18 protein-coding genes are annotated in these 22,694 nt (G+C 39.3%); 1 reads left to right on the top strand and 17 read right to left on the bottom strand.

Going from position 1 to position 22,694, the window contains the following annotated elements; all coding sequences use genetic code 11:
* Positions 1-18 precede the first annotated feature (18 nt).
* The 15 genes from AAC073_RS02240 to AAC073_RS02310 all read right to left on the bottom strand — a co-directional run bounded on the left by AAC073_RS02240 (position 19) and on the right by AAC073_RS02310 (position 16,776).
* Positions 19-1,383, bottom strand: a complete 1,365-nt coding sequence (locus AAC073_RS02240; RefSeq protein WP_339922201.1) for a neutral/alkaline non-lysosomal ceramidase N-terminal domain-containing protein — start codon at positions 1,381-1,383, stop codon at positions 19-21.
* 29 nt (positions 1,384-1,412) lie between these two features.
* The gene (locus AAC073_RS02245) at positions 1,413-2,501 is read right to left on the bottom strand and encodes a membrane dipeptidase (RefSeq protein WP_339922202.1); all 1,089 of its coding nucleotides are present in this window, start codon (positions 2,499-2,501) and stop codon (positions 1,413-1,415) included.
* Positions 2,498-2,887 carry a Rid family detoxifying hydrolase gene (locus AAC073_RS02250; protein ID WP_339922203.1) on the bottom strand — a complete coding sequence of 130 codons (390 nt, stop codon included), beginning with the start codon at positions 2,885-2,887 and terminating at the stop codon, positions 2,498-2,500. The genes AAC073_RS02245 and AAC073_RS02250 overlap by 4 nt, the downstream gene beginning before the upstream one ends.
* 32 nt (positions 2,888-2,919) lie before the next feature.
* The gene (locus AAC073_RS02255) at positions 2,920-3,726 is read right to left on the bottom strand and encodes an SDR family oxidoreductase (RefSeq protein ID WP_339922204.1); all 807 of its coding nucleotides are present in this window, start codon (positions 3,724-3,726) and stop codon (positions 2,920-2,922) included.
* Complete coding sequence (locus tag AAC073_RS02260; RefSeq protein ID WP_339922205.1) at positions 3,719-4,495, bottom strand: SDR family oxidoreductase; 777 nt, start codon at positions 4,493-4,495, stop codon at positions 3,719-3,721. The genes AAC073_RS02255 and AAC073_RS02260 overlap by 8 nt, the downstream gene beginning before the upstream one ends.
* The gene (locus AAC073_RS02265) at positions 4,485-5,417 is read right to left on the bottom strand and encodes a Gfo/Idh/MocA family oxidoreductase (protein WP_339922206.1); all 933 of its coding nucleotides are present in this window, start codon (positions 5,415-5,417) and stop codon (positions 4,485-4,487) included. Before AAC073_RS02265 ends, AAC073_RS02260 begins: the two co-directional genes overlap by 11 nt.
* Positions 5,418-5,474: 57 nt before the next feature.
* A complete protein-coding gene (locus tag AAC073_RS02270; protein WP_339922207.1) occupies positions 5,475-6,422 on the bottom strand; it encodes an aldo/keto reductase in 948 nt (315 codons plus the stop codon).
* Positions 6,419-7,228: an aldolase/citrate lyase family protein gene (locus tag AAC073_RS02275; RefSeq protein WP_339922208.1), complete on the bottom strand. Its 810-nt coding sequence runs from the start codon at positions 7,226-7,228 to the stop codon at positions 6,419-6,421. The genes AAC073_RS02270 and AAC073_RS02275 overlap by 4 nt, the downstream gene beginning before the upstream one ends.
* A gap of 429 nt (positions 7,229-7,657) precedes the next feature.
* A complete protein-coding gene (locus AAC073_RS02280; RefSeq protein ID WP_339922209.1) occupies positions 7,658-8,251 on the bottom strand; it encodes an MBL fold metallo-hydrolase in 594 nt (197 codons plus the stop codon).
* A gap of 158 nt (positions 8,252-8,409) precedes the next feature.
* Complete coding sequence (locus AAC073_RS02285; RefSeq protein ID WP_339922210.1) at positions 8,410-9,138, bottom strand: SIP domain-containing protein; 729 nt, start codon at positions 9,136-9,138, stop codon at positions 8,410-8,412.
* A 288-nt stretch (positions 9,139-9,426) separates the two neighbouring features.
* A complete protein-coding gene (locus AAC073_RS02290; RefSeq protein ID WP_339922211.1) occupies positions 9,427-10,281 on the bottom strand; it encodes an SDR family oxidoreductase in 855 nt (284 codons plus the stop codon).
* A 206-nt stretch (positions 10,282-10,487) separates the two neighbouring features.
* The gene (locus AAC073_RS02295; RefSeq protein WP_339922212.1) at positions 10,488-11,750 is read right to left on the bottom strand and encodes an MgtC/SapB family protein; all 1,263 of its coding nucleotides are present in this window, start codon (positions 11,748-11,750) and stop codon (positions 10,488-10,490) included.
* Positions 11,751-12,199: 449 nt separating this feature from the next.
* On the bottom strand, positions 12,200-13,396 hold the full coding sequence (locus AAC073_RS02300) for a TIGR03862 family flavoprotein (RefSeq protein WP_339922213.1): 1,197 nt from the start codon (positions 13,394-13,396) through the stop codon (positions 12,200-12,202).
* Between the two features lie 87 nt (positions 13,397-13,483).
* Positions 13,484-14,434, bottom strand: coding sequence for a dihydrodipicolinate synthase family protein (locus AAC073_RS02305; protein ID WP_339922214.1), 951 nt, complete (start codon positions 14,432-14,434; stop codon positions 13,484-13,486).
* Positions 14,435-14,436: 2 nt separating this feature from the next.
* Entirely contained in the window at positions 14,437-16,776 is a 2,340-nt protein-coding gene (locus AAC073_RS02310; protein ID WP_339922215.1) for a hypothetical protein, read from the bottom strand.
* Positions 16,777-17,156: 380 nt separating this feature from the next.
* Between AAC073_RS02310 and AAC073_RS02315 the strand changes: the two genes are divergently transcribed.
* The gene (locus AAC073_RS02315; RefSeq protein ID WP_339922216.1) at positions 17,157-18,371 is read left to right on the top strand and encodes a dicarboxylate/amino acid:cation symporter; all 1,215 of its coding nucleotides are present in this window, start codon (positions 17,157-17,159) and stop codon (positions 18,369-18,371) included.
* Positions 18,372-18,472: 101 nt separating this feature from the next.
* On the opposite strand, the gene AAC073_RS02320 is transcribed toward AAC073_RS02315, so the two are convergent.
* Together AAC073_RS02320 and AAC073_RS02325 are read right to left on the bottom strand one after the other, a co-directional pair.
* Positions 18,473-21,565, bottom strand: a complete 3,093-nt coding sequence (locus AAC073_RS02320; RefSeq protein WP_339922217.1) for a CusA/CzcA family heavy metal efflux RND transporter — start codon at positions 21,563-21,565, stop codon at positions 18,473-18,475.
* A 5-nt stretch (positions 21,566-21,570) separates the two neighbouring features.
* Positions 21,571-22,683 carry an efflux RND transporter periplasmic adaptor subunit gene (locus tag AAC073_RS02325; protein ID WP_339922218.1) on the bottom strand — a complete coding sequence of 371 codons (1,113 nt, stop codon included), beginning with the start codon at positions 22,681-22,683 and terminating at the stop codon, positions 21,571-21,573.
* Positions 22,684-22,694 lie beyond the last annotated feature (11 nt).

Raw genomic sequence — 22,694 nt, forward strand, 5'->3', positions numbered from 1 at the left:
TTTTAACTGAAATCAAAATTAAGAATTTTTATTGTCGTGAATTAATTCAAGCAGTTTTTTTCTAAACAATTCCTCCGCCTCCGGCAAAAGATTACTTATTCTACATCTCCAGGTTTCATAGCCTCCTTTATCAATTTCATGGGCTGGAGGTACATACCCTACATTGTCATTGGCAAGACTAATGGTAAAATAAGAACAATTAACCTCAGCTTTAATCTTTAAACCTGTTTCAGCAAAGAACTCTCCAGGCAAAGCACCTATTTTCCCTTCGCCAATGTGAAAGACCTGCACTGGACTTTCCGCTGCTTTGGCAAATTCGTGGAGCAACATTTGTTCCCTTGCATAAAGCTTTCGCCATCCTTCGGTATCCGGCTTTAAATCCTCAAGACCTCCTAAAGCCAAAATTGCACTGGCTGTTTCCAGTTCATCCCTAATTGGTATTCTTCGGCCAGCCTTTACGAGTGCAAAACTATTATTAAGATATGGTTCCTGGTTCCACTCCAAATTTTTCAAATTCTCCACCACCTTGTCAGCTAAATCATTCCCTATTTTCTTACTTTTAGCCAGTTCCCCATCTGGAAATTTCTTTTGTCCGCTAAAATCCCAAATATTGATGTCCCCACTTGTGCCATTGCTCATCATGCCTACAAATTCGTCGGCCGCTCCCAACTTTTCTTTCAAAGCATTGGAAAATTCCCCGAAATAATCAGCTGAAATGGTTCCGTTTTCCCAATCTCCAACATAATGAAGGGAGTAATTACCTAGAAGTGCTATCCATTGCTCATCCAAACCTTTTACCGCCAAAAACCCTAATTCAGGGTCTGGCGTATTAAGGGGTTTTATGATCTCATCTTCCACTCCAAAAGGATTGGTTTTCATCAAATCTGCTTTCTCTGTCACAGGATTTAGAGAAGTATAGCTGTCTTTCATCCAGTACCGGCGACACATTACATATTCAGGGGCATCAGCTTTCCCGAAGGCTATTTGAGCAGGTTTTAACTGACTTAGCGCCTTTTCAACTGCCTCCACTATTAGGTTTGGTAGGCGTTTCCTATACGCCAAATCAGCAGGCACCATGTGCACCTCTTCTACTGCTCCTGAGGCATGGGTATGGGTGGCTGAGATCAGTACCTGTTCGGGTGAAATCCCAAATTTATTTTGGATGATTGCCTTGGTACCATCCAGTAATTCTTTACCCATTATGCAAATGTCGACCACTACAATTACCAAAGTAGTTTCCTCATTTTTCAGCACCAAGGCTTTGGCATGCAAGGAGTCGTGCACTTTCTGTGCATAATGCGTGACAAAGTCTCCGTTAATAATGGTACCTAAGGGGGGAGTTATATCGACACTGGCTGCACCAGCCTGAAAATTATTTGACATTTTTGGAGTAAATTATGTTAGGTGAAAAATCAGCTTTCTGGTAAAGCATTTCTCATAAATCGAAGGAAATTTCCATGGAATATATTGTCAATGTCTTTCGATGTATAGCCTCTTCTATCTAAAATTTCTTCATACTTCTGAAGGTCTGCTATGGAATTAAGGTCCCAGGGAGATTGCTCTGTACCAAATATTCCATCTAAATCACTGCCTATACCGATATGTTCACTGTTCCCAGCCAACTGGCAAATATGGTCCCAATGGTCTACCAGATGCTCCAGTTTAATGTCTAATTGCCAAGGATCTGAAATGGTATCAATAAACCGAATATCCATGGCCCAACAGTCTAGCATTCCACCAATGACAGCCCCACGCTTCACCAGATTTTTGATCTGAGCATCGGTCAGTTGTCGCTGGTTCGGTACAATTTTACGCACATTGTGATGGCTGGCCCAAATGGGTCCGTTATACAAATCCATGGCCTGCTCAAATCCTTGATCAGTAAGGTGTGTTACATCTAAAATCATATTATACTGCCCCATTTTTTGAAGCAATTCCTTACCCAATTCGGTAATAGGTCCCTCTGACTTTGTGCCGGGAGCATACCTACCAGGACCAAAATGAGAAAGGCCTAAAGCCCGTAAACCATAAGCATAAGCCCTATCAAGATAATCAGGAGATACCAGAGAATCGCCACCTTCAAGGTGTAATAGATAACCAATTGGCTTCTTCTCATCTGGAATGGAATCATCTTCCCATAAATCCACCATCTGATCCAGGTCCTTGCGGTTCAAAATTTGCTTCATCTCTCCCTGAACTTCCATTTCTCGGTACCAGGCCAATTGAGCCTGCGTCATGGCCCAAGCCTGTTGCGGAGAATTCCAGCCTGAAAGGGCAGAATCAGGCGGAGAATACCGGGCCAATTGTGTGGCCACCACTATCCCAATCTTGCCTTTTCTAAGCTCTGGTAAACAAACGGTTCCCCTGCCTCTGTCAGGTTTGTCTGGCATATGCATTTCTGACTGCCTGATTTCCGAAAGAGGTCTACTCAAATCCCTGTTCCACTCTATGGCATTCATAGACAAGTCTAAATGCGCATCTAGAATCAGTCGTTTACTCATTTTTCAGTGGGTATTTTAGCGATACAGTCTATTTCCACCTTTAGGTTTTCTGCCAACACAGATTGAACCGTGATACGGGCAGGCTTGGTGTTTTTGAAATAGCTGGCATACACTTTATTGTAGCGATCAAACTCAGAGATATCTGACAAGTGAACGGTACACTTTACTACATTGTCCATTGTTCCTCCAGCAGCTTCGATGATCGCTTTTATATTGTCCAGCGTTCTTTGCGTCTCTTCTTCAATGGTTCCTAACTTAAACTCTGAGGTTTCGAAATCCACTGATGCTTGTCCTGAAACGAATAAAAAACCATCCGTTAATATAGCGTCTGAATAAGCGCCTGTATCAAAACTTAAATCTCTTTTGGGATGTACTATCTTTTTCATTTTAATCTTCTTTAATTGTTTTAACTATTTTATTACCAGGCAGTCCATCCACCATCCAGTACCAGGTTATGACCTGTAATATAGCTGGAAGCATCCGAGAGTAAAAAACACACTGCTCCTCCCACCTCACGCGCTACACCTACTCTTCCTAGGAAAGTTTTTTGTTCCAATCGTTTAACAAATTCCGGGTGATCTTGCTGCACCTGGCTGTTGGGGAATGGACCTGGGGATATGCTATTACACCTAATGTTTTTAGGGCCATAATACATGCCCAAGTATTTTGCCATCTGTATGATTCCAGCTTTACCTACCCCATATTCTATAGGGTTTGGAAGCATAGGAGGCTTGTACATTTGCTTATCTGGAGCTTGCATTCCATACATACTGCCAAATAACAAAATGCTTCCCCGTTTCTTTTCTGACATAATGGCTCCCACCGCTTTGGCAAGTACAAAGGTTGCCGTGAGCCCGGCATGATTTACCTGATCAAAGTCCGCAGCTTCCATGGCTTCAAAGGACTTTGCACTAGCAGCATAGGCCAAATTTACCAGACCATCTGGCACGCCTAATTCATCTTTTTTTTCGATGACAAATCCAGGGATGTCATCCGTATTCGAGAGGTCAAAACTGGCAGAAAATAATAAACTGCCCAGCTTAGCTTCTTTTTCAAAAGCCATTGCCTTGTCTTCTCTGTCTATGCACAATACCTTTGCTCCTTGCGAACAAAGAAAACGCACAACCTCTTGACCCAAATATCCCGCTCCTCCTAGCACCCAGATGCATTTCCCTACTAGAGAAAATGGAGACTTTGTGGTGCTGTGGGCATTTGAATCAGGCATTTAATCCTCCATCCATTAAGATGTTTTCACCATTGATATAGGCCCCTGCATCAGATGCTAGCAAAACGGCTAGTCCCTTGATGTCATCATTATTGGCCATCCGTTTCATTGGCACTTTTTTGTTATAATTCTCAACAAATTTCTCTGGCTGATTATTAAACAACCCACCAGGAGAGATGCAGTTAAATCGAATGTTTTTACCTGCGTTCATCTTGGCCATAAAGCGACTAAGGTTGATCAACCCAGCATTGTGGAAGAAATAATCAGGAGGCAAATCCCCCATACTGGTGCCTTCATAATTAGTTAAATCGGGCCCTTTCATTCCCATCATGGAGCTGATATTGATCACTGCTCCACCCCCACTGGCTATTATCAGGTCTGACATGGACTTTAGCAAATCCCACATCCCCGTCGCATTTACCCGCATCGATTCATCAAAATCCGCCAAAGGAGCATTGTAACCTTTCATAGGTCTGGAAACGGCATTGTTTACGAAGACATGCAATTTGCCAAACTTATCTTTTAGGCTTTTGGTAAAGCGCCCAACTGATTCGGTATCCCCTTGGTCCACTTCCATAGAGTGCACATCTAAACCTTTCTCACGAAACAAAGCAGCTGTCTTTTCTGCCGATTGTAGGTCTCTAGAGGTAGTAATGACAGTTCCTCCTGCTTCGGCCAAACCTTCAACCAGGCATTTTCCATATTGGCCCGAACCACCAGTGACTACAATTATTTTTCCTTTTAAGCTAAATAATTCTTTAACGTCCATGTTTTTCTAAATTAATCACCTTACCTCCATTTTCAAAACTTTCTTTCGCTCCTATCACTACTTGCATAATAGCAGCTGTTTTAGCGAATTCCAAATAGGGCTTTTCATCCCTAAGCGCATCAATAAATACGATCAGATTGTCCCTAAACATAGAATAAGAGTTCTGTATGTCAGCTATTTTCCAGCCCTTGTCACCGAAAAAGCTAAGCTGGAAAGTCCCACAGATATCCTTAAATAAATGTACCGTTGCTTTGATTCCATTTTCGAAAGTAACCAATACAATGTCCTCATCCTCTTCTCCGATATGCTGTACCTTTACTGGTTTTGGATCACCCAGGGTGCTAAAGAGTGCTTCCAAAAGATGGACTCCATATTTTTTCCAATCCTTCTTCCCTACTGCCGTAACCAAATGAATTTTCCCCAAGGACCTTATGCCAGTTTTCACTGTCCGACATTCCTGGGAATAACGCATTGAAGAACAGGACATGAAAACCTTACCTAAATGGTGTTGCTCAATAAAATAATCCAGATCCTCTTGGGAATAGACCAATGGTTTATCAATAAATAGTGGTATACCTGCATCCAGAAAAGGCTTGGCCATTTCCACATGGTTCTCTGGATCATCTCTACCAAGAATGACTGCATCCACCTCACCTATCAGGTCCTCAAGTTTGTCCACGACAAATGGGATCCCCGCATTTTTCGCAATGCTTTGACTAACCTCAAGATCTTGGCTCCAAACATGACTGACCGACGCCCCTGGAATACCCAGCGTGTCTATGTTAGCCTGGAGATAATCTGCCACAGCGGGATAACCTATGGCACTGATAAGTTCGCCATCAAATGTCCCATTTATGATTGAGGACCAGGAGTAGGGATGGGCATTTCCCGGGCTCATTCCTATCATTCCTATTTTTAACATGTTTCTTTCGTTTGAAGGTAAACTTGGTTCAATATTTTGTTGCCGTTACATTTCAGACTAAAGCCAACCCATTCTATCCCAATAAGGAATATTGATGAATTCCGGATCGGGAAATGGAATGGCTCCATCCATTAATTTCTTACTTAATGCTGGCTGATGGGCTGTTTCCAATGCCTTTTCCAAATAGAGCGGTTTGTCTATACCTACCAACACCGATGATACGTTTGGTTGGTCAAGAACAAATCGCGTTGCATATTCTGGCAATGTTAGTCCTTCTTCTGCTGCAAGAACAGCATAATTGGCAATGTGTTTTTCAATTTCGGCCAAAGGCGCCTTTAGATTTTTTCCACGATCACTGAGCATCCCTCGTAACAAAACAGAACGAACCACCATCCCTACTCCTTTTTCAGCTCCCAAATCAAATACCTTGCTCTGACGCTGATCCAAAAGATTATAAGGCAATTGAATCACTTCCCATAAACCTGAATTAATCGCCACTTCAGACTCCTCCACAGTGTAGGTAGAGGCACCAATAGCCATGGAAAGCCCCTCCTTTATAATGTCCTCAAAAGTACGACAAACGGCCTCATTTTGTAAAATTTCAATGTCTGCCTGGTGCAACATTAATACATCCACAGTTTCCATCCGCAGAGCTTTCAAACTTCCTTCAAGGGATTGCCGAATGATCTTTACCAAAGCTTTCTCATCAGGTAAATTTCCTGAAGCATCTCTTAAATGCTGGCATTTTGTGCAGATTACAACCTCTTTACGATGTTGGGAAAATGCTTTACCGATTAGCTCTTCGCTTTTACCATACATCCTCGCCGTATCGAAAAAATTCACGCCGGAATCTAAGGCTTGTAGCAGCAGCGCTACTGCTTCACTTTCCTGAAGCATGTCCTTTTCAGAGGTTATACCAGGACCATAGGGCAAGCCTATTTCCACTCCTCCGAAAGCTATTTGAGAAACGCCAATTCCTGTATTTCCTAAAGGCTTATTGATCATTTCTTGGCAGCGTAATAGTCCTTATCATTGCCCGCTTCTTCAGGTCCATTTTGGAAGCCTGTCACCAAGTCACTGCAATATTTAGTAAGTGTCAAAACATCTGCACCAATACTCATAAACTGGTAACCCATTTTTTGATATTCAGCCACTTTAGTTAATGGCCCAGTAGTACCCGCAAATTTCCCGTATTTCTTGGCAACTTCTACCACTTTTTGCCTGGCTTCCTGAATTTTAGGATGATCCATATCTCCTGGAGCTCCTATCGCCTGGCTGAAATCTCCAGGGCCAAAAAACAACATGTCAAAACCTTCCAGCTGAGCGATGGCTTCTATGTCTTCCAAAGGTTCTGGATCTTCAATCTGGAAGATGACAAAACGCTGTTGGTTGGCATCTCTGAGATAGTCCTTAAAATTACCAGCTGCGTAGCCTCCATCTGCATTTCCACCGTCAATGGCTCTCTTGCCAATGGGGTGAAAACGAGTCATTCCAATTACCTTCTTAGCATCCGCCAAGTTCATTATATGAGGAACCATAATGCCACTGGCATCGAGTTCTAATGGTTTCACATAATCGCTATAACTGCCTCTAGGCACTCTTACCAAGGTGTCTTTCCCTTGGGATTTGGCTGCCCATATCTGGGAAGCCAAAATAGACCAATCCTGACCTATATGCTCTTGATCTAGCCATAAACAGTCAAAACCTGCCTGAGCAGCAATTTCCACAACTCGTGCATCTGCCAGGTTTACTTTAAAAGAACAAACGTTTTCTCCGGCCCTTAACTTTTTTAGTACTAGGCTTTCTCTCATTTTTATAGTCATATCCGTTTTTTGCTTGATCAAATATAACACAGGACTCTTAGAGACACTATTACTTTTATTTTAAATAATGGTACTATTTTTCGGAATAAGTAGCTAGCCTAATTTCCAGAATATTAAGTGAAAATTGATGAATATTGATACCACTTACTATTGAGCGGTTATTTTAGGCCCTCAATTTTAATAAAGAAATTCTTTTACTCGAAAGGATCCAAACTTCAGGACAATAAGAGAAAAGGGAAGCCAATTTTTGAAACTGTTTTAAATAGTAATGAGCCAAAAAAACCCACGATTAAAACCGTGGGCCAAATGTTTTCATGCTTACAGCTAACATTTCTATTGCCAATTGCGCTTTTTTCAGACCTAGTATTAGACTACGATACAGAAATTAAAACCTAAGTCAAAAATATGGGTTACCTACTATAAATTCTTTTCCATTTCCAAGGCATAGGAAAGGTAGTAATTTCTTGCAGGAGCATTTATTTGCTGGTCAGCTAAATTTCTTAAGGGTTCAACAGGTGAATTTCCCTCTAATTCTTCCTTAAACCCTTCTCTAGCTATAATTTTCACCTCATTACTATTGTCTATAAATGCTGAAGTTCCACCAGTATGATCTTCGTGACCATGCGTATAAATAACTGCTTTAACTGGTTTATTTGATATTTTTTTAAACTTTTCGGCTACCTTCTCGGCAGCTCCCAAAGCCCGGAGCGCATCTTTGATCACTACCCCATCCTTACCAATAACCATGGAAGCATTTGAACCATCAAAGCCAACTGCCACATATACATTTTCATTCAATTGAATGATTTCTTGAATAAATTCAGAAGACTGTTTTTTTAATTTCTCAATATTTGGATGGACCGACTCCTGAACTGTGATTGCTTCCGGAGAACTTTGACAAGACTGTATAAAGATGAACCCCAATAAAAGAATTATCCCTGTAACTATTTGATGGCGTCTTTTGACATCAATGGATGGGCTTGACACGTTTTGGTATTTAATTGACTTCATGATTGTTAGCTATTTAAACCTAGTAACATTCTATTGACTCTCTAATGAATATTTTAGGTGAAATTCTTCTAATAGTGATTTTTTTAGGCCTTTTTTCCTAAGAATGCCGTAAAGGCATACTTTCCTTGTTCGTTTAAATATATAATCGAGTGGTAATCCTACTCAAGCCCTTTTTTGTCTGGATTCCAAAAAGGCTTGGTTTTAATTTGCTTGGTTTCCCATTTCAATTCCTTTCTAAAATACTGGTTTAACTGCGCACATATCCTGCTATCCCCTGCGATATAAACCATTTTCTTGCCTGACATCTTGCTAACACGCGCTTTTACCAAGTCCATAATCTCCTCTTTGGGATTAGTAGGCAACCCATAAAAATCAAAAGGTTCTGTTCCTGAAATATCTGGGAACAATTCATTTTTATTATGACTATAAATTATACTTTCTACATTTTTACCTGCAGGGAGAGCTCTATGAATCATATACAAATGGGACAATGCGGACAAATCTCCTATCATTAGGTAACTGTCTGCTGAATTGTCCACTAAAAAATTACCTTTTTTCCACTTAAAATAAACATCTTCTCCTGGCTGGCATTGTTCTACCCAATTGGACCCCATTCCCTTACTGTGAGTGGCTATGGCAAGGTCCATATATCCTTCAGATTTATTAATATCCCAAACACTATAGCTCCTTATCTTATCCTTCATTGAAACTTCTTCTTTGTCAATTCCAATTCCTAACCGTAAAAAATAGCCTGGAACAAAATCTGCCGACGCAATTCCTTCGGATTTTAATCGGATTTTATATGCTGCATCTGAAAGCTTTGTTTTTTCTACAATTAATGCTTCTTGTAACACTACCTTTTTTAAGATACTATCAATAATTCCCATTGTACCGAATTTAAATTTTGCTTGTTTTTTTCTTTTCAATCCTAATTCCATCAAATTATATATTTATAGGCATGAATTAACCGCTTAATATAATTTTAAGGCTTAAGCTACTGGTTAGCCTTATTTCTTCCTGTTCATTTTTGTCCCTGAGTTGCTACGCTTCAAGGGAGGCCCTGAGTGAATTAAATCAGGGCAGGCTATGACACAAAAACGAACCAAAAAAGTCAAGGTTCTATGTAAATCTTAACGCAAAATGAATACTCACTGGCTCAACAAAAGTTATAGTAATTATATAATGTTAGCCTTTATTTCCTCCACCATTTCCAATGGGGCTTTATGTGGCCTTCCTGTAGCTTTATCAAAATCCGATGGTACATTGTTCGCTCCAATTTGAATTCCTTCATAGATACCAGCAATAACAGTTCCTATAAAATCCCCTAAGGCCTCTTTTCGCTCTTTCTGATATGCCTCTACGGACACTGGATAATAGGAAAGACTGGTACCGTAAACTTTATTAATAATATCGGCTAATTCTGTTTGTGTAATTGGATTACCTGCAAGGTTGTATAACTGACCATTGTGTTTTTCATGCAATAGCATGTTCACGTAGGCCTGGCTCAATTCTCCCCGGCTCGTGTAAGCACATTTCCCCTCGCCTGCACAATTCCTAATTCCGTCCTCTTCAATATATTGGTTAATGTATTCAAGATCAGGCTCGATATAAATTCCATTCCTGCCGATAACCCATTGGAGACCGGAAGCTTGTACATCTTTTTCAGTCTGCCTATTACTTGATACCACTGGGCTAAACGCAGTGTTTTTCTCATCTCCAATTATACTTGTATAGACTATTTTTTTAACTCCATTTAACTTTGCTGCTTCAATAACATTTCTATGTTGTTGGATTCTTTTTTGAGGCTCATCCATACCAGAAACAAGTAAAACCACATCAATATCTTTCAGTGCTTCGTCGAATTGTCCCCGATTATTGTAGTCACCCTTTCTAATTTCAACGCCAAGGTGTTTAGCTCTTTCTGGTGTCCTGGCAATTCCTATTACTTGCTCTATTCCAATTTCTTTCACCAATTGTTTCACAATGGATGCGCCCAATTTTCCACTTGCAGATGTTACGGCTATTTTCATGTCTTTTGATTTTTTAGATTACAGTCAGTCACAGTTGGGAATGCTACCCCTTGACTCATTTTAATTTAATCAAAGGTCGTAATATCACATTGGTATATAAAGGTAAATGCGCTGCTAAAAATGGTAAATATGGGAATGAGAATCTTCAATGACTAGGTCTATACTCCTTAGGACTATTCGATGCAATCATTTTGAATACTACTTGTTCAGACAAAATAAGCAGCAATCAATGCGGCAAAAACAATCAGTAAAACTCCTGGTAAAATATCTTTTTTCAGTATTTTATGAGCTGTAAACAAGACAATTGTTGCCTTCACCAAGGTATTGGAAACCGCCGCCAGGGATATTGCCCGAATGGCTACGCTTGGCTCAACCGTTCCTGACACCTGGCTCATCTCCGCCATTGTGAGTGTAATTGCATCCACATCTGTAAACCCTGCGGCAATTGCTGACAAGTAAATCCCCTTATCACCAAAATTAATCTGAGCGATATTCGCTATAACAATAACAGCGGCATAAAGGCCACCAAAAATTAATGATTTCTTCAAGGAAAAAGGTTTTTCTACGTTGACCTCCTCAGCAATGGCTTCATGTTTCCCATCTTTCATGTAAAGGAACCAACAATACAAACCACCTACTACTGCTGCAGCAGTCATAGGTATCCACATCTCTTTGATGAGACTTGAATTTACAACAACTACTTCCACTAGTATACGAAGAAACATAGTAATCCAAGAAACGATGATCGCAATGGTAAATGCTTTGGATAAGGTTGGACGACCTTTACTTTGAGAAGAAAAAGACAAGGTTACTGCCGTACTTGAAACCAAGCCTCCAATGAAGCCAGTTAAAACAATTGCTTTACGGTTTCCAATAAGCTTTTTTAGAAAATAACCAACCATGCCTATAGCAGTCACTAAGACGACCATTAGCCATATATTTCTGAGAATCAAAACATCAAACGGGGAAGGAAGCGTAGGCTCATCCGGAAGTATTGGTAGCACAATGGCTGTCATAAGGCCAAATTTGGCCAAACTGACAATCTCTTCTCTGGTAAGCATTTTACTAAACTCATGCAGCTTTACTTTAAAAGAAAGTAAAACCAAAACAATTATGCCCAAAGCTGCAGCAAGTTCTATTTCGCCATAGTAGCATATAATACCGATTATAATGGTGAGCAGTGCGGCTACTTCGGTGGTCATTCCAAAGTCTCTCTTTTTAACAGTGCCAATGTAGGCCACAACTAAAAAAGCTCCTGCAATAACCATAGGAATGGCAAATCCCCAAGGTGAATCCATCAATTCACCTAACATTGCAGCTGAACAACCAATAAGTGCTAGCAAAGGAAAAGTACGAATCCCACCAAAAAGAAATTGTTGCGCTTCATCGGACTTTTTAAATTCCCGTTCTAGCCCAATCAATAAGCCGATTGCCAATGCCACTCCAAAATGGTAAAATAGTTCACTCATAAATTATCTCTATAAAATGGCTTCAAGCCTATTTTTTGCCGTGAACATGCAAAAAATAGGTGTTAGCTTTATTCGTTATTAAAACAAAACCAATACACTTTCTCAATTATGCAGACCACTCTAAATAGCAAACATTAATTTCTTCCTTAAACAAGGTGCGTATTTAATATCTAGAATTAAATCATGGTTAGCATTTGCTCTTTGATGCTTCCGGTCTTATAGATTTTGCCTTTCGAATAAAGTCTTCAATTTGGTATTGGGATCATTTCAACCAAGGTTACAAAAAAAAGAGGATACCCTGTTTGATATAAGGGTAAATAAATTAGAATAATATGAAAGCTCAATTTGTGAATCAATTCTCTCAAGCCAAACGAACTAAGTGAAGTATAACTGAAATTTGATTTATCTACGCCTAACCTTAAGGTTACACTCAAGACAAGCTCATCCCCCTATTCTTTATCTTCCTGAGCATTCAAATATTTAGCCAAGACAAACCCCATGCTAAAGCATCCTTGCAACAAATAGCCACCAGTTGGCGCATACCAGTCCAGCATTTCTCCAATAGCATAAGAATTAGGTAATTTCTTTAACTGAAAATTTCCATCTATTTCATCTAGATCGACACCACCTAAAGTTGATATTGCTTCATCCAATTCTCCTGCAGATTTGATAACAATGGGTACAGACTTGATTGTTTTCACCAGCATCTCTGGATTTGAAAAGGTATCTTTGTCACAGCATTGCTTTAACAAGGCAATGGCCGTACGGTCAAGATTTAAATCCTTATTCAAAACATCGGTCACCTTGATTTGTCGAGAACGTTTGTATTTTGCCTTCAACTGATCTACTGTCATGGTAGGTTTTAAGTCCAAATGGATAATGAGACTTTCTTCGTCAAGCAATTTTTCTTGAATCTTTTGACTCAAGGCATAAATGGCATTGCCCTCAAGTCCAAATTTGGAAATATTCAACTCTCCTTTAGAACTATGCCCATCGAAAGACAGGGCTATATTCTTTAAAGGTTTCCCTTCGTGTGTAGCGATAAAGGTTTTATCCCAATCTACCTCAAAAGCACAATTAGCTGCTCTAAATGGCTGCACGCTTATCCCGCGATCTTCAAAAGTTTTTTTCCATCCCCCATCAGAACCAGTTACCTTCCAGCTTGCCCCTCCCATCGCAAACACAACAATATCAGTATCAATGTCTTTCATATCACGAAAACACAAATGCCCCTCCCCATTCCAGCCTTCCCATTTTGTATCTAGCTGAAATTCGATATTCCTGTCTGAGATAAAAGTTGTAATTTTATTAAGTACCTCAATAGGCTTAATTCCGAGTTTTGGAAAAACCCGATTACTTGAGCCGATGAAAGTTGGGATTTCATGTTTACTTAGCCAACTCATCAGGTCCTGATTGGTAAATTGATGGAGGACAGGAGTCATAAACTCTTTAGGAAAGTATTGATTTGTGAGTGCTTCTAAGCCAGCATTAAAGGTCAGGTTCAAGCCACCTTCACCAGCAACTAAAAATTTTCGACCTACTGTCTTTTTCTTATCAAAAATGGTCACTTTATACTTTTTAGTGTCTAGCTCTGCTGCGAGAATAAGTGCCGCAGGACCTCCACCAATAATTATTAACTTCTTCATTAAAAAAACAAGTAAATTATTAACCCTGATAATTTAAGGAAGTTTTCCAACCATCCTCGACAAGGAATGTACGTACCTAAATGAAAATCAAGCTTTATTTAAACTTAGGGTTTCCAATTCTTTTTCAATGTGCAAAATACGATCTATATGTTTGTCTGCCAATTTTTGATGTAACGCATCAAAGGACAAAATTGGATTTCGCACATTGGGAGTAGCGTAAATACCTTGCCGGTAAAGCAGGCGTTTAAAAAAATGAATGGAGATGTCAAGGTGTTGATTGGAAAAGGCCAGAACAGGTATAATCTTCTCAAACAGCGCTTCCGCTTCCTTAGGTTTTCCTTCCTCATAGAGACGATATATAGTCGTATAAATGGAATGCATGCCTGTTGGCATAAAGGCATGGACACCACGATGCAGCCCTTCAACCATTTGGGAAACTGCCCAACCTCCACTTACGTTCAATTTCCCTTTCGTCAATTCCAAAATCCGTGAATATTTGAGACCTGCCGGAACAGTTTCAATTTTTAAACATCTGAAAGCAGGCACTTCTTCAAACAAATTACAAATAAGGTCGTCCGGCAACCCGTATCCCGTGGCATTCCAATCTTGGAGCATGATCATTTCTGGCCCAAGTGTAGCCAATTCCTCAAAGTGATTACTGAATTGTTGCTCATCCACAAACGGGATTTGGAACAACACATTTTTACAGCCCAGCTTGATATAGTTTTTCAATAGGACTTTGCTTTTGGATAAATCCTGTTCCCCTGCTCCTCCAATAACCGGCACCCTATCCTCCACCGTTTCTAAAACAAGAGTGAGCATCTTTTCTCGCTCGAGATAGGAAAGTTTATAAACCTCAGCAGCCATTGCAGGCACTAAAAAACCAGCAACCCCTGCATTTAAAGCATTAAGTACATTGTCTTTTAACGCCTTATAATCAATTGTATCCTCCTGGGTAAAAGGTGTATTGAGTACCGTGACAATTCCTTTTAGCGGGTAAAGTTCCTTTTCAAATGGCACTTTGTCCTTAATCTCCATTTTTATTGTTTGATAATCCAAACATCAGTAACACGTGACTGCTTTCTCCAATTCAAATGATCTTCATCTGGTTTGTCGAAGCTAAGCTTCAATTTACCATCCTTAATCAAATCTTGTGAAAGGGGGAATTCTTTAAATTCTTCAAAGTCCTTTTTATACTTTGTAGGTTGTAGCCGCTGCCCGTTAGCTCTCAATAGGGCCTCCCCATAACCTGAAACACGAATCAAATAATCGGAATTAGCTTCCAACTCAGTGTATTCCAAAGTGGGTCTAAATTGAAACAATTGTGTTGAAAGCCGTTTTCTGCTTAAACCGTCATTTTCCCATAGAAAATCTATCGCATCATTTGTTTTGGAGGTGACATGCATGGCATCGGCACTGGATATATTGTCATAAAAACCACCTTCTCCTGCGAGTTCATAATTTTTAATAAATTTCAAGCGTTCTAATTTTTCGGTCTCAGTTTTAAACGTGGCGATTTTTTTAAACTCATCTTCCAACCACCATCTATTGTTCAAGGGATAATCTATAAAATCAAGTACCGCTCCTCTTTCTGCACCACTTGCCTGGTATTTTTCAACACTACTCTGAGCCCCTATGGATTGAAATAGTTTTTCACCATAATCAAAAACAATCCTCTTCAAGTCTTGAGAAACAGGTTCAGTATCCGCTTTGTTGAGAAGTTTCAAGGCTTGCTTCATAGCTTTATCAGCACCAATGGTATTGGCTTGGGATAAGATTGAATAGGCTTCGGTTTCAAGCATTTTTTCATAAGCCTGTCTGTCTTGAATATAAGCGTCGTAATAAGCCCTCATCACTAATTGTTGCCACCTCCAATTATCAGCCAATTCGGGATGGTTTTCTTCCAACCTTTTCCACAATGCCAAGGTTTCCTTAATTGACTCATTTTTAGCAATTGGACCATCCCAGTTCTCTTCCAAAGCAAATATACCTTGTGCAGCAGCTTCAGCGACGGCTGGACCAAAGAAGAATTGGCTGTATTCAAAAATGATTTCTTTGGGATCTTTATCGGGATTTACTCCCAATTGACTCCAAAGCACTTTGTTAACATCATCATGGGTACCATCAGAATAGGTTATGAAACCATCTGTAAATTGGCTGTCTCTATTAAAAAGCTCAGTATACATCAAAGGCTGAGGATTACTAGGTTCCCTGCCCAATGTCAATGCAAAGGCTTGATCCCAATTGTCTACAGGATATTGGCACCTAACGGTATGGGTAATGTCCGGATAAAATCGATGCTGGTATTTTTCGGGCAATAACTTTCTCTCCAAAGTAATAGGAGGACTACTTGGTCCGTACACCAAGCCTTTGAGCCAATCAGGGTTATTCTGTTCTAAGTAATCAAAAAAATATTCTACTTTTTCTTTATTGAAGCCCTGCAAAGAAACCCAAATCCCCGCATCCGGATGATACTGCTTCAAAATTTCTGATAAATCGTTTAAATAGGGGATCAACTGGGCAGGATGGTTTTCACCCGGGTCACCACCCGGAACAAAAACACCATCTAACCTAGGGCATTTGGCATAAAATGCTTCTTGTTCTACTAACCCTTCTTGATGTGCATTTTCTATGGTCAAATCATGGGGGGCAGGTGTCCATACCCAATATTCTGCATCGTATTTTTCGCAAATTTTACTTAACTCCACCTCCATTACTTGAGGGTTTACCTTAAAGTGAGGACTTGAATTGGGTTTTTGAAAAGGAATATTTTCAAAACTATTGGCACCAAAAAGCACTTGCTCTCTAAAATGTTGGTCAAATTGCTCCACCGTCCAGGAATCCCAGGAATTGGCGGTATTCCGATACCCAAACTGATGCCCACGTAAGGCGTATTCCGGGGCTTCTGAAAAATCTATATTCGAATCAATAATAATATTACCACTGTTCATTTTGGCTGTTCTTAGGAATTTACCGATCCCATATAAAATCCCTCGAGCATCTGCCCCAATGATCCAAATGGTATTTTTGTCCCCTTTGTTTTCATGAAAAACACGATAGCCTTCCTTTTGAAATTCTTGTGAATTTATGCTATCACGTAAAGGAATACTCTCACCAAACAAATTCTTTTCACTAGCTAATGCTAGCGCAATGGTGGTTTTGGCATCCCAGTTATTCGTTATATCAAGAGGAAGAGCTGTTCGCTTTTCAATTTCTTCCAGAAGAATATCTCCCGCAGTTTCCTGAATAGGCGATTTAATTTGGGCCGAAATCAGGATTTTTGCCTCTGATAGGTTCACTCCTTCTTGGTTTTTTACCGAGCAAGCCATTATAGCACTAGTTAAAATTAATGCCAGCCAAATTTTCAGGTTTATTTTCATCTTATTTTATTTATCTAGTGAAGTTTTACCGGTCCAATAAAAATGAACCTTTAAAGGGCAAAAGTTGGATGAATTCTGACGCCCGTAATTAAATACTGTTAGTTTAACAAATACGACTATGGTAAAACCAGAGCCAAAATTAAAAATCCTACACAAAAATGCTTACTCCATATTTTTAAAAAGATTTAGTAGTATACTAACGCTGGATAGCAGACCCTAATGTAGAAAATCTTGCCTATTTTAAATATATTGAGCAACATGATTACAAGCCTTTCATACAAAATAAGGTACCCTAAAAATGTACCTTTATTACAATGGCTGTATATTAGCAAACGTAAAATTACAACTGGGACAAGCTTCCCTATCATTTAGCATAAATTATGAAGCGCATATTTTCGAACTTACTGTTTAAAGTTTTTATTGCCATAGTATTGGGTCTTATTTTCGGGCAATACCTACCTGAATCAATCAATCGCGTATTTACCACATTTAATGCTTTTTTCGGACAGTTTTTAAATTTCGCTATCCCATTAATAATAATGGGGTTAATAATGCCAGCAATAGCTGATTTAGGAAAAGGAGCAGTGAAATTATTGTTAATGACTGCTGCCATTGCTTATGGCTCCACCTTGTTTTCAGGTTTTATGACCTACATTACTACTTCTGGTATTTTTCCCATGCTGTTGGAATCACATGTCAATGGAGCTGCTCCAATTGCAGAAGAAGGCCCTAAACTAACACCTTATTTCAGTATAAATATTCCTCCTTTACTCGACGTGATGTCAGCGCTTGTTTTTGCTTTTGTAGTTGGAATAGGCCTTTCTTCGCAGGAAGAATCAAATTTAAAATTGATGGTGAGAGACTTTCAAAAAATCATCATGCAATTGATAGAGAATGTAATTATCCCTCTCTTGCCGCTTTTCATTTTGGGTATTTTCACCAAAATGTCCTTTAGCGGACAAGTTTTTTCAATTTTTTCGGTTTTCATAAGCATTATTGGGGTAATTTTCACCTTACACGTTCTATTATTATTGCTTCAATACATCATTGCAGGAGTAGTTACGAAGAAAAACCCTTTTAAATTATTGCTTAACATGATGCCTGCTTATTTTACGGCGTTAGGCACCCAATCTTCTGCAGCCACCATTCCTGTGACCTTAGAACAAGCCCTTAAGAATGGTGTTTCCGATAAAATTGCAGGTTTTGTTATTCCCTTATGTGCTACCATTCACCTGTCTGGCAGTATCATGAAGATCACTGCTTGTGCCATGGCCTTGATGATATTATTTGGTATGCCATATACCTTTTCGCTCTTTTCAGGTTTTATTTTTGTTTTGGGTATCGCTATGATTGCAGCGCCAGGAGTACCTGGAGGAGCCATTATGGCCGCAGTAGGCATCTTGCAATCCATGCTCGGCTTTAACGAAGAGATGATAGGTTTAATGATTGCGCTATACATCGCCATGGACAGTTTTGGCACTGCCTGTAATGTCACTGGAGATGGCGCTATTGCCATTGTTTTGGATAAAGTCACTGAAGAAAAGGAGGTTTTTCAAAACTTAAACAGCTGGAATTCAAAACATTACTCACTCTAAACACTTCAAAAACTATTGAATAGAAAGAATGCAGAAGACCCTATTTTCGACCAGTGGTTCAAATGCATTCTTTCCTTTCTAGGTTTAACTGAATCTTTCCATTAATTTTTATGGTTTGATTTCCTGTATGCCCAATAAAAAAATTGAGGCAATACAGTTAATGAAAGGATCATACAAATCAATAATCCTCCAACAATCATAATCGCCAAAGGCTTTTGAATTTCGGAACCCATTCCTGTTGATAACGCTGCAGGAAGCAATCCCATTGACCCCATTAAAGCGATCATTACAATAGGTCTGATGCGGCTATAAACACCGTTAGAGATGGCATCTTTTAAGCACATGGTGCGCAGATTTTCCTTCATTTCGGCAATTAAAATAATCCCATTAATTGTATTTACACCAAAAAGAATGATAAATCCTATTCCTGCAGATATTCCGAAAATAGTTTGTGTGGCCCAAAGTGAAGCAAAGCCACCTATAAAGGCAAAGGGGATGGTGCTGGCAGCAATAAGCGTGTCCTTCAGGTTCCCGAAGTTGAAATACAACAGGAACAAAATTAACAGTAAAACTGCTGGTACAATGGCTGTTAACTGTTTAGTAGCTCTTTCCTTACTTTCGAATTCTCCAGCCCAAATCATTTTATTGGCTTTTGGTAATTCAACATTATCCGCCACTTTCTTTTTGGCCTCGGCTATAGTGCTTCCTAAATCTCGGCCTTCGATACTAAAACCAACAGCTATGTAGCGGCTACTTCCCTCTCTATAGATAAAAGTTGGACCGGTAATGAAACTGATATCAGCAATTTCTCTCAGGGGAATCTTTTTACCTGCCATGGTAGGGATTAAAATTTCTCCGATTCTATGTTGGTCATCCCTGTATTCTTTTTGGAAACGAAGGCGGACATCAAACATACGTTCATTGTCGTAGAAAGTGGTCGCAGCCCTACCTCCAATGGCCATTTCAACTACGGACTGTGCCTCTTCCATTGATACGCCATATTTACCCATTTTACTTTCGTCTAACTTGATTCTCAACTCAGGCAAGCCAATGTTACGGTAAACATTTAAATCTGTAATTCCTTCTACATTTCTGATGTTGTCAGCAACCTTATCGGCATATTTTTCTAATTCAAACAAATCATTTCCAAATATTTTTATGACCAATGAGCTTTTTACTCCAGCTACATATTCCTCAACATTGTCTTGAATTGGCTGGCTAAAGCCTAAAACTATTCCAGGATAACTTTGAAGGGTTTGCCTCATTTCATCAATCAACTCTACTTTGCTTTTATTGCTTACCCATTCGTTTTCAGGATAAAGCTGAATGTGAAATTCATTGTTAAAAAATCCAGTAGGATCTGTGCCATCATTGGGTCGGCCAGTTTGTGTCAAGACAAATTTCACTTCCTCAAATTCTCTGATTTTACCTTTCATTTCTTTCGAAATCCTTACAGATTCTTCAAGGTTAACGCTATTAGGTAGTGTAGCCCTTACATACAAAGCCCCCTCGTTGAGTTTGGGGATGAATTCTGTTCCATAAAACATAAAACTCACAGTACATGCCAATAAGATTGCTGCAAACCCTACAAGGATTGCTTTTCTTCTTTTATTACTCCATAAAAAAAGCTTAAACAGATTGGTACGGAAAAAACGTGAAATAAAATTTTCCCTTTCAACAATGTTTTTGGTCAATAATACTTTACACAATGCGGGGACATAAGTGATACTTAAAATAAGCGAACCCAACAAGGCATATCCCAATGTAAAAGCCAATGGAGAGAACATTTTTCCCTCAACCTTTTGAAAAGAAAAAATTGGAAGCAATGCCACAATTAATATTATTTGAGCAAACACAATATAGGTTGCTACACTTCCTGTGCTCCTTTTTATCAATCCCAATTTGCTTGTTCGATTGAATCTGGCCATCCCCAATTGATGGGCTCGTTTCTCCATGGCGACAAATACGGTTTCCACTATTACTAGCGTGCCTTCCAGTAATAAACCGAAATCTATTGCACCCATCGATATTAGGTTGGCGGGCAAACCCTGAATGCGAAGCATTATTAATGCAAAAAGAAATGAAAGTGGTATTACAGAAGCTACAATAACCGTTGTTCGCCAATTGAATAGGAAAACAAAAACAATAATAGAAACCAAAAGGATTCCTTCAATTAAGTTTTTGCTAACCGTTCCTACTGTTGCCTCTACAAGTTCCGTGCGATCGATAAATGGCTCAATCTTGACATCTTTGGGCAATACCCGGTCATTTAGATCACTTATTTTTTCTTTCAACCTGGCAATTACATCCCCGGGATTTTCTCCTCTGAGCATCAAAACAACACCTTGAACCAGGTCGTCATCATCCTGTAGGGTTACCTGCCCCAATCTGGGTTTTGCCCCTAAACTTACTTCTGCAACGTGCTTTACTAAAATAGGTGTTGAACCTCTAACTTCAATTAATATGTTTTCAATATCACCTATGCTTTCCAATAAACCCACACCGCGAACAACATAGGCTTGTGAACCTCTTTCGATCACATCTCCACCTACATTGATGTTCGTTTTGGATACAGCTTCAAACACTTCCAATGGAGAAAGGTCGTAGTTTGCCAACTCTGTTGGATTTATTTTTATTTCGTAAATCTTTTCTTCACCTCCAAAACTTACCACATTCGCAATTCCAGGAACGGCTACGAGTTCACGTTCTATCACCCAATCCTGAATAGCAGTCAGCTCCTTTATAGGCCGATCACTTTTTATTACATAGCGAAAAATTTCACCCGTCGCACCGAAAGGGGGTTCTATTTCTGCTTGGGCTCCCTCTGGAAGGTCAATCCCCTGAAGCCTGTTTGCAGCGTATTGCTGGGCATAAAAATCATCAATACCGTCTTCGAATATTACAGTAACTACAGACAAACCAAATAGAGAAATAGAACGAACTTCCGCCTTTTTTGGGATAGTGTTCATCTCCTTCATGATACGTAGCGTAACAAATTTCTCAACTTCTTCTGCACTTCTTCCAGACCATTGTGTAATGATTCTAGCTCTGGTATTGGTTACATCCGGAAAGGCTTCAATCGGCGTATTAAGATAACTTATGACTCCTGCAACCACCAATAATGCGGTTAGAAAAAATACAATGATGGAGTTTTTTAAAGAAAACCCTACTATTCCCTGAACAAATTTCTGCATCTCAATTAGTTTTGGAAGTTTTTAATTTGCTCGTATATCAGTAAATGATTTTTTGAGATGATAATTTCATCATCATTTATTCCTTTTGAAAGAAATGTTTTATTCCTACTATTGGAAAGAATATTTACCTGCCTTATTTCAATTTCGCAGTCGCTATTATGGATGACAACAAAATTTTGGTTGTTGTCAAAAACCAAAGCAGAAGTAGAAATGGACAAAGCCTCGGTTTTTAAATCCTTTAAAGCTATTACATCTACGATCATTCCTGGCTTTAGCTTATAATCAGTGTTTTTTAAAACCACTCTTGCTTTTAATACCCTAGCTTCCGTGTCAAGGATAGGTGATATAGCTTCGATTTCCCCGTTAAAAAATTCATCAGGATAGGAAAGTGTTTTAATGTTTACCTTCATCCCTTTTTGTATATTCTTCACATTGGCAGCATAAACATTTACCATTACCCATACTTCATCCAAGTCAGATATGGTAAACAAGGATTCTCCATCGGTTGAAATTTGGTTACCTGCCGCGATGGATTTACCAGTAACTATCCCTGCTGTAGGAGACTTAATTTGAAATACTCCTTTTTCCAAACTTGCACTGTACAAACTTAGATTGGCATTTATCCTTTCCAATTCAGCTTTTAAAGCATCCTGTTCACTATGAGCTACAAGTAAATCTTTTTGAGAAGCAATACCATCGTCAAACATTGATTGGACAGATTGCAATTCTCTCTCAGCAACTATCAATTGAGAAGAAACTATTTTTGACCGGGATTGTAATTCAGACAGATCGGTACTCCGCAATTCTGCAAGCACTTGCCCTTTGGAAACGATATCACCCAAGGAAAAAAAAGTATTGGATATTATCCCAGAAACCAAGCTTCTAAAATGGATGACCTTGTTCGGATTGGGCTCTATCACACCTGTAAGCGGTATACTGACAGTTACATTTTGATTTTTAGGTTTTTCCAATTCAATTTTTGATTTGAAAGCTTCGTCTAAACAGTAATGTTTGTTTTTTGGAGTTGCCTTTTCTTCATTAGATTTTTGGCAACTGCCGAGAAGGAATGCCCCAAATAGGTAGCAAATCAGCTTCATCTGTATTCTCATGGTATTCATTTTTTTTAAAT

Origin of the sequence: uncultured Cyclobacterium sp., assembly GCF_963977555.1 — a bacterium.
Classification (GTDB): Bacteria; Bacteroidota; Bacteroidia; order Cytophagales; family Cyclobacteriaceae; genus Cyclobacterium.

Excerpts from the sequence above, each read along its gene's own strand:
- AAC073_RS02270 (WP_339922207.1), bottom strand. The coding sequence starts at position 6,422 with ATGATCAATAAGCCTTTAGGAAATACAGGAATTGGCGTTTCTCAAATA.
- AAC073_RS02315 (WP_339922216.1), top strand. The coding sequence starts at position 17,157 with ATGAAGCGCATATTTTCGAACTTACTGTTTAAAGTTTTTATTGCCATA.
- AAC073_RS02245 (WP_339922202.1), bottom strand. The coding sequence starts at position 2,501 with ATGAGTAAACGACTGATTCTAGATGCGCATTTAGACTTGTCTATGAAT.
- AAC073_RS02255 (WP_339922204.1), bottom strand. The coding sequence starts at position 3,726 with ATGCCTGATTCAAATGCCCACAGCACCACAAAGTCTCCATTTTCTCTA.
- AAC073_RS02250 (WP_339922203.1), bottom strand. The coding sequence starts at position 2,887 with ATGAAAAAGATAGTACATCCCAAAAGAGATTTAAGTTTTGATACAGGC.
- AAC073_RS02285 (WP_339922210.1), bottom strand. The coding sequence starts at position 9,138 with ATGGGAATTATTGATAGTATCTTAAAAAAGGTAGTGTTACAAGAAGCA.
- AAC073_RS02300 (WP_339922213.1), bottom strand. The coding sequence starts at position 13,396 with ATGAAGAAGTTAATAATTATTGGTGGAGGTCCTGCGGCACTTATTCTC.
- AAC073_RS02290 (WP_339922211.1), bottom strand. The coding sequence starts at position 10,281 with ATGAAAATAGCCGTAACATCTGCAAGTGGAAAATTGGGCGCATCCATT.
- AAC073_RS02325 (WP_339922218.1), bottom strand. The coding sequence starts at position 22,683 with ATGAATACCATGAGAATACAGATGAAGCTGATTTGCTACCTATTTGGG.
- AAC073_RS02240 (WP_339922201.1), bottom strand. The coding sequence starts at position 1,383 with ATGTCAAATAATTTTCAGGCTGGTGCAGCCAGTGTCGATATAACTCCC.
- AAC073_RS02295 (WP_339922212.1), bottom strand. The coding sequence starts at position 11,750 with ATGAGTGAACTATTTTACCATTTTGGAGTGGCATTGGCAATCGGCTTA.
- AAC073_RS02310 (WP_339922215.1), bottom strand. The coding sequence starts at position 16,776 with ATGAAAATAAACCTGAAAATTTGGCTGGCATTAATTTTAACTAGTGCT.
- AAC073_RS02260 (WP_339922205.1), bottom strand. The coding sequence starts at position 4,495 with ATGGACGTTAAAGAATTATTTAGCTTAAAAGGAAAAATAATTGTAGTC.
- AAC073_RS02320 (WP_339922217.1), bottom strand. The coding sequence starts at position 21,565 with ATGCAGAAATTTGTTCAGGGAATAGTAGGGTTTTCTTTAAAAAACTCC.
- AAC073_RS02275 (WP_339922208.1), bottom strand. The coding sequence starts at position 7,228 with ATGAGAGAAAGCCTAGTACTAAAAAAGTTAAGGGCCGGAGAAAACGTT.
- AAC073_RS02280 (WP_339922209.1), bottom strand. The coding sequence starts at position 8,251 with ATGAAGTCAATTAAATACCAAAACGTGTCAAGCCCATCCATTGATGTC.
- AAC073_RS02305 (WP_339922214.1), bottom strand. The coding sequence starts at position 14,434 with ATGGAGATTAAGGACAAAGTGCCATTTGAAAAGGAACTTTACCCGCTA.
- AAC073_RS02265 (WP_339922206.1), bottom strand. The coding sequence starts at position 5,417 with ATGTTAAAAATAGGAATGATAGGAATGAGCCCGGGAAATGCCCATCCC.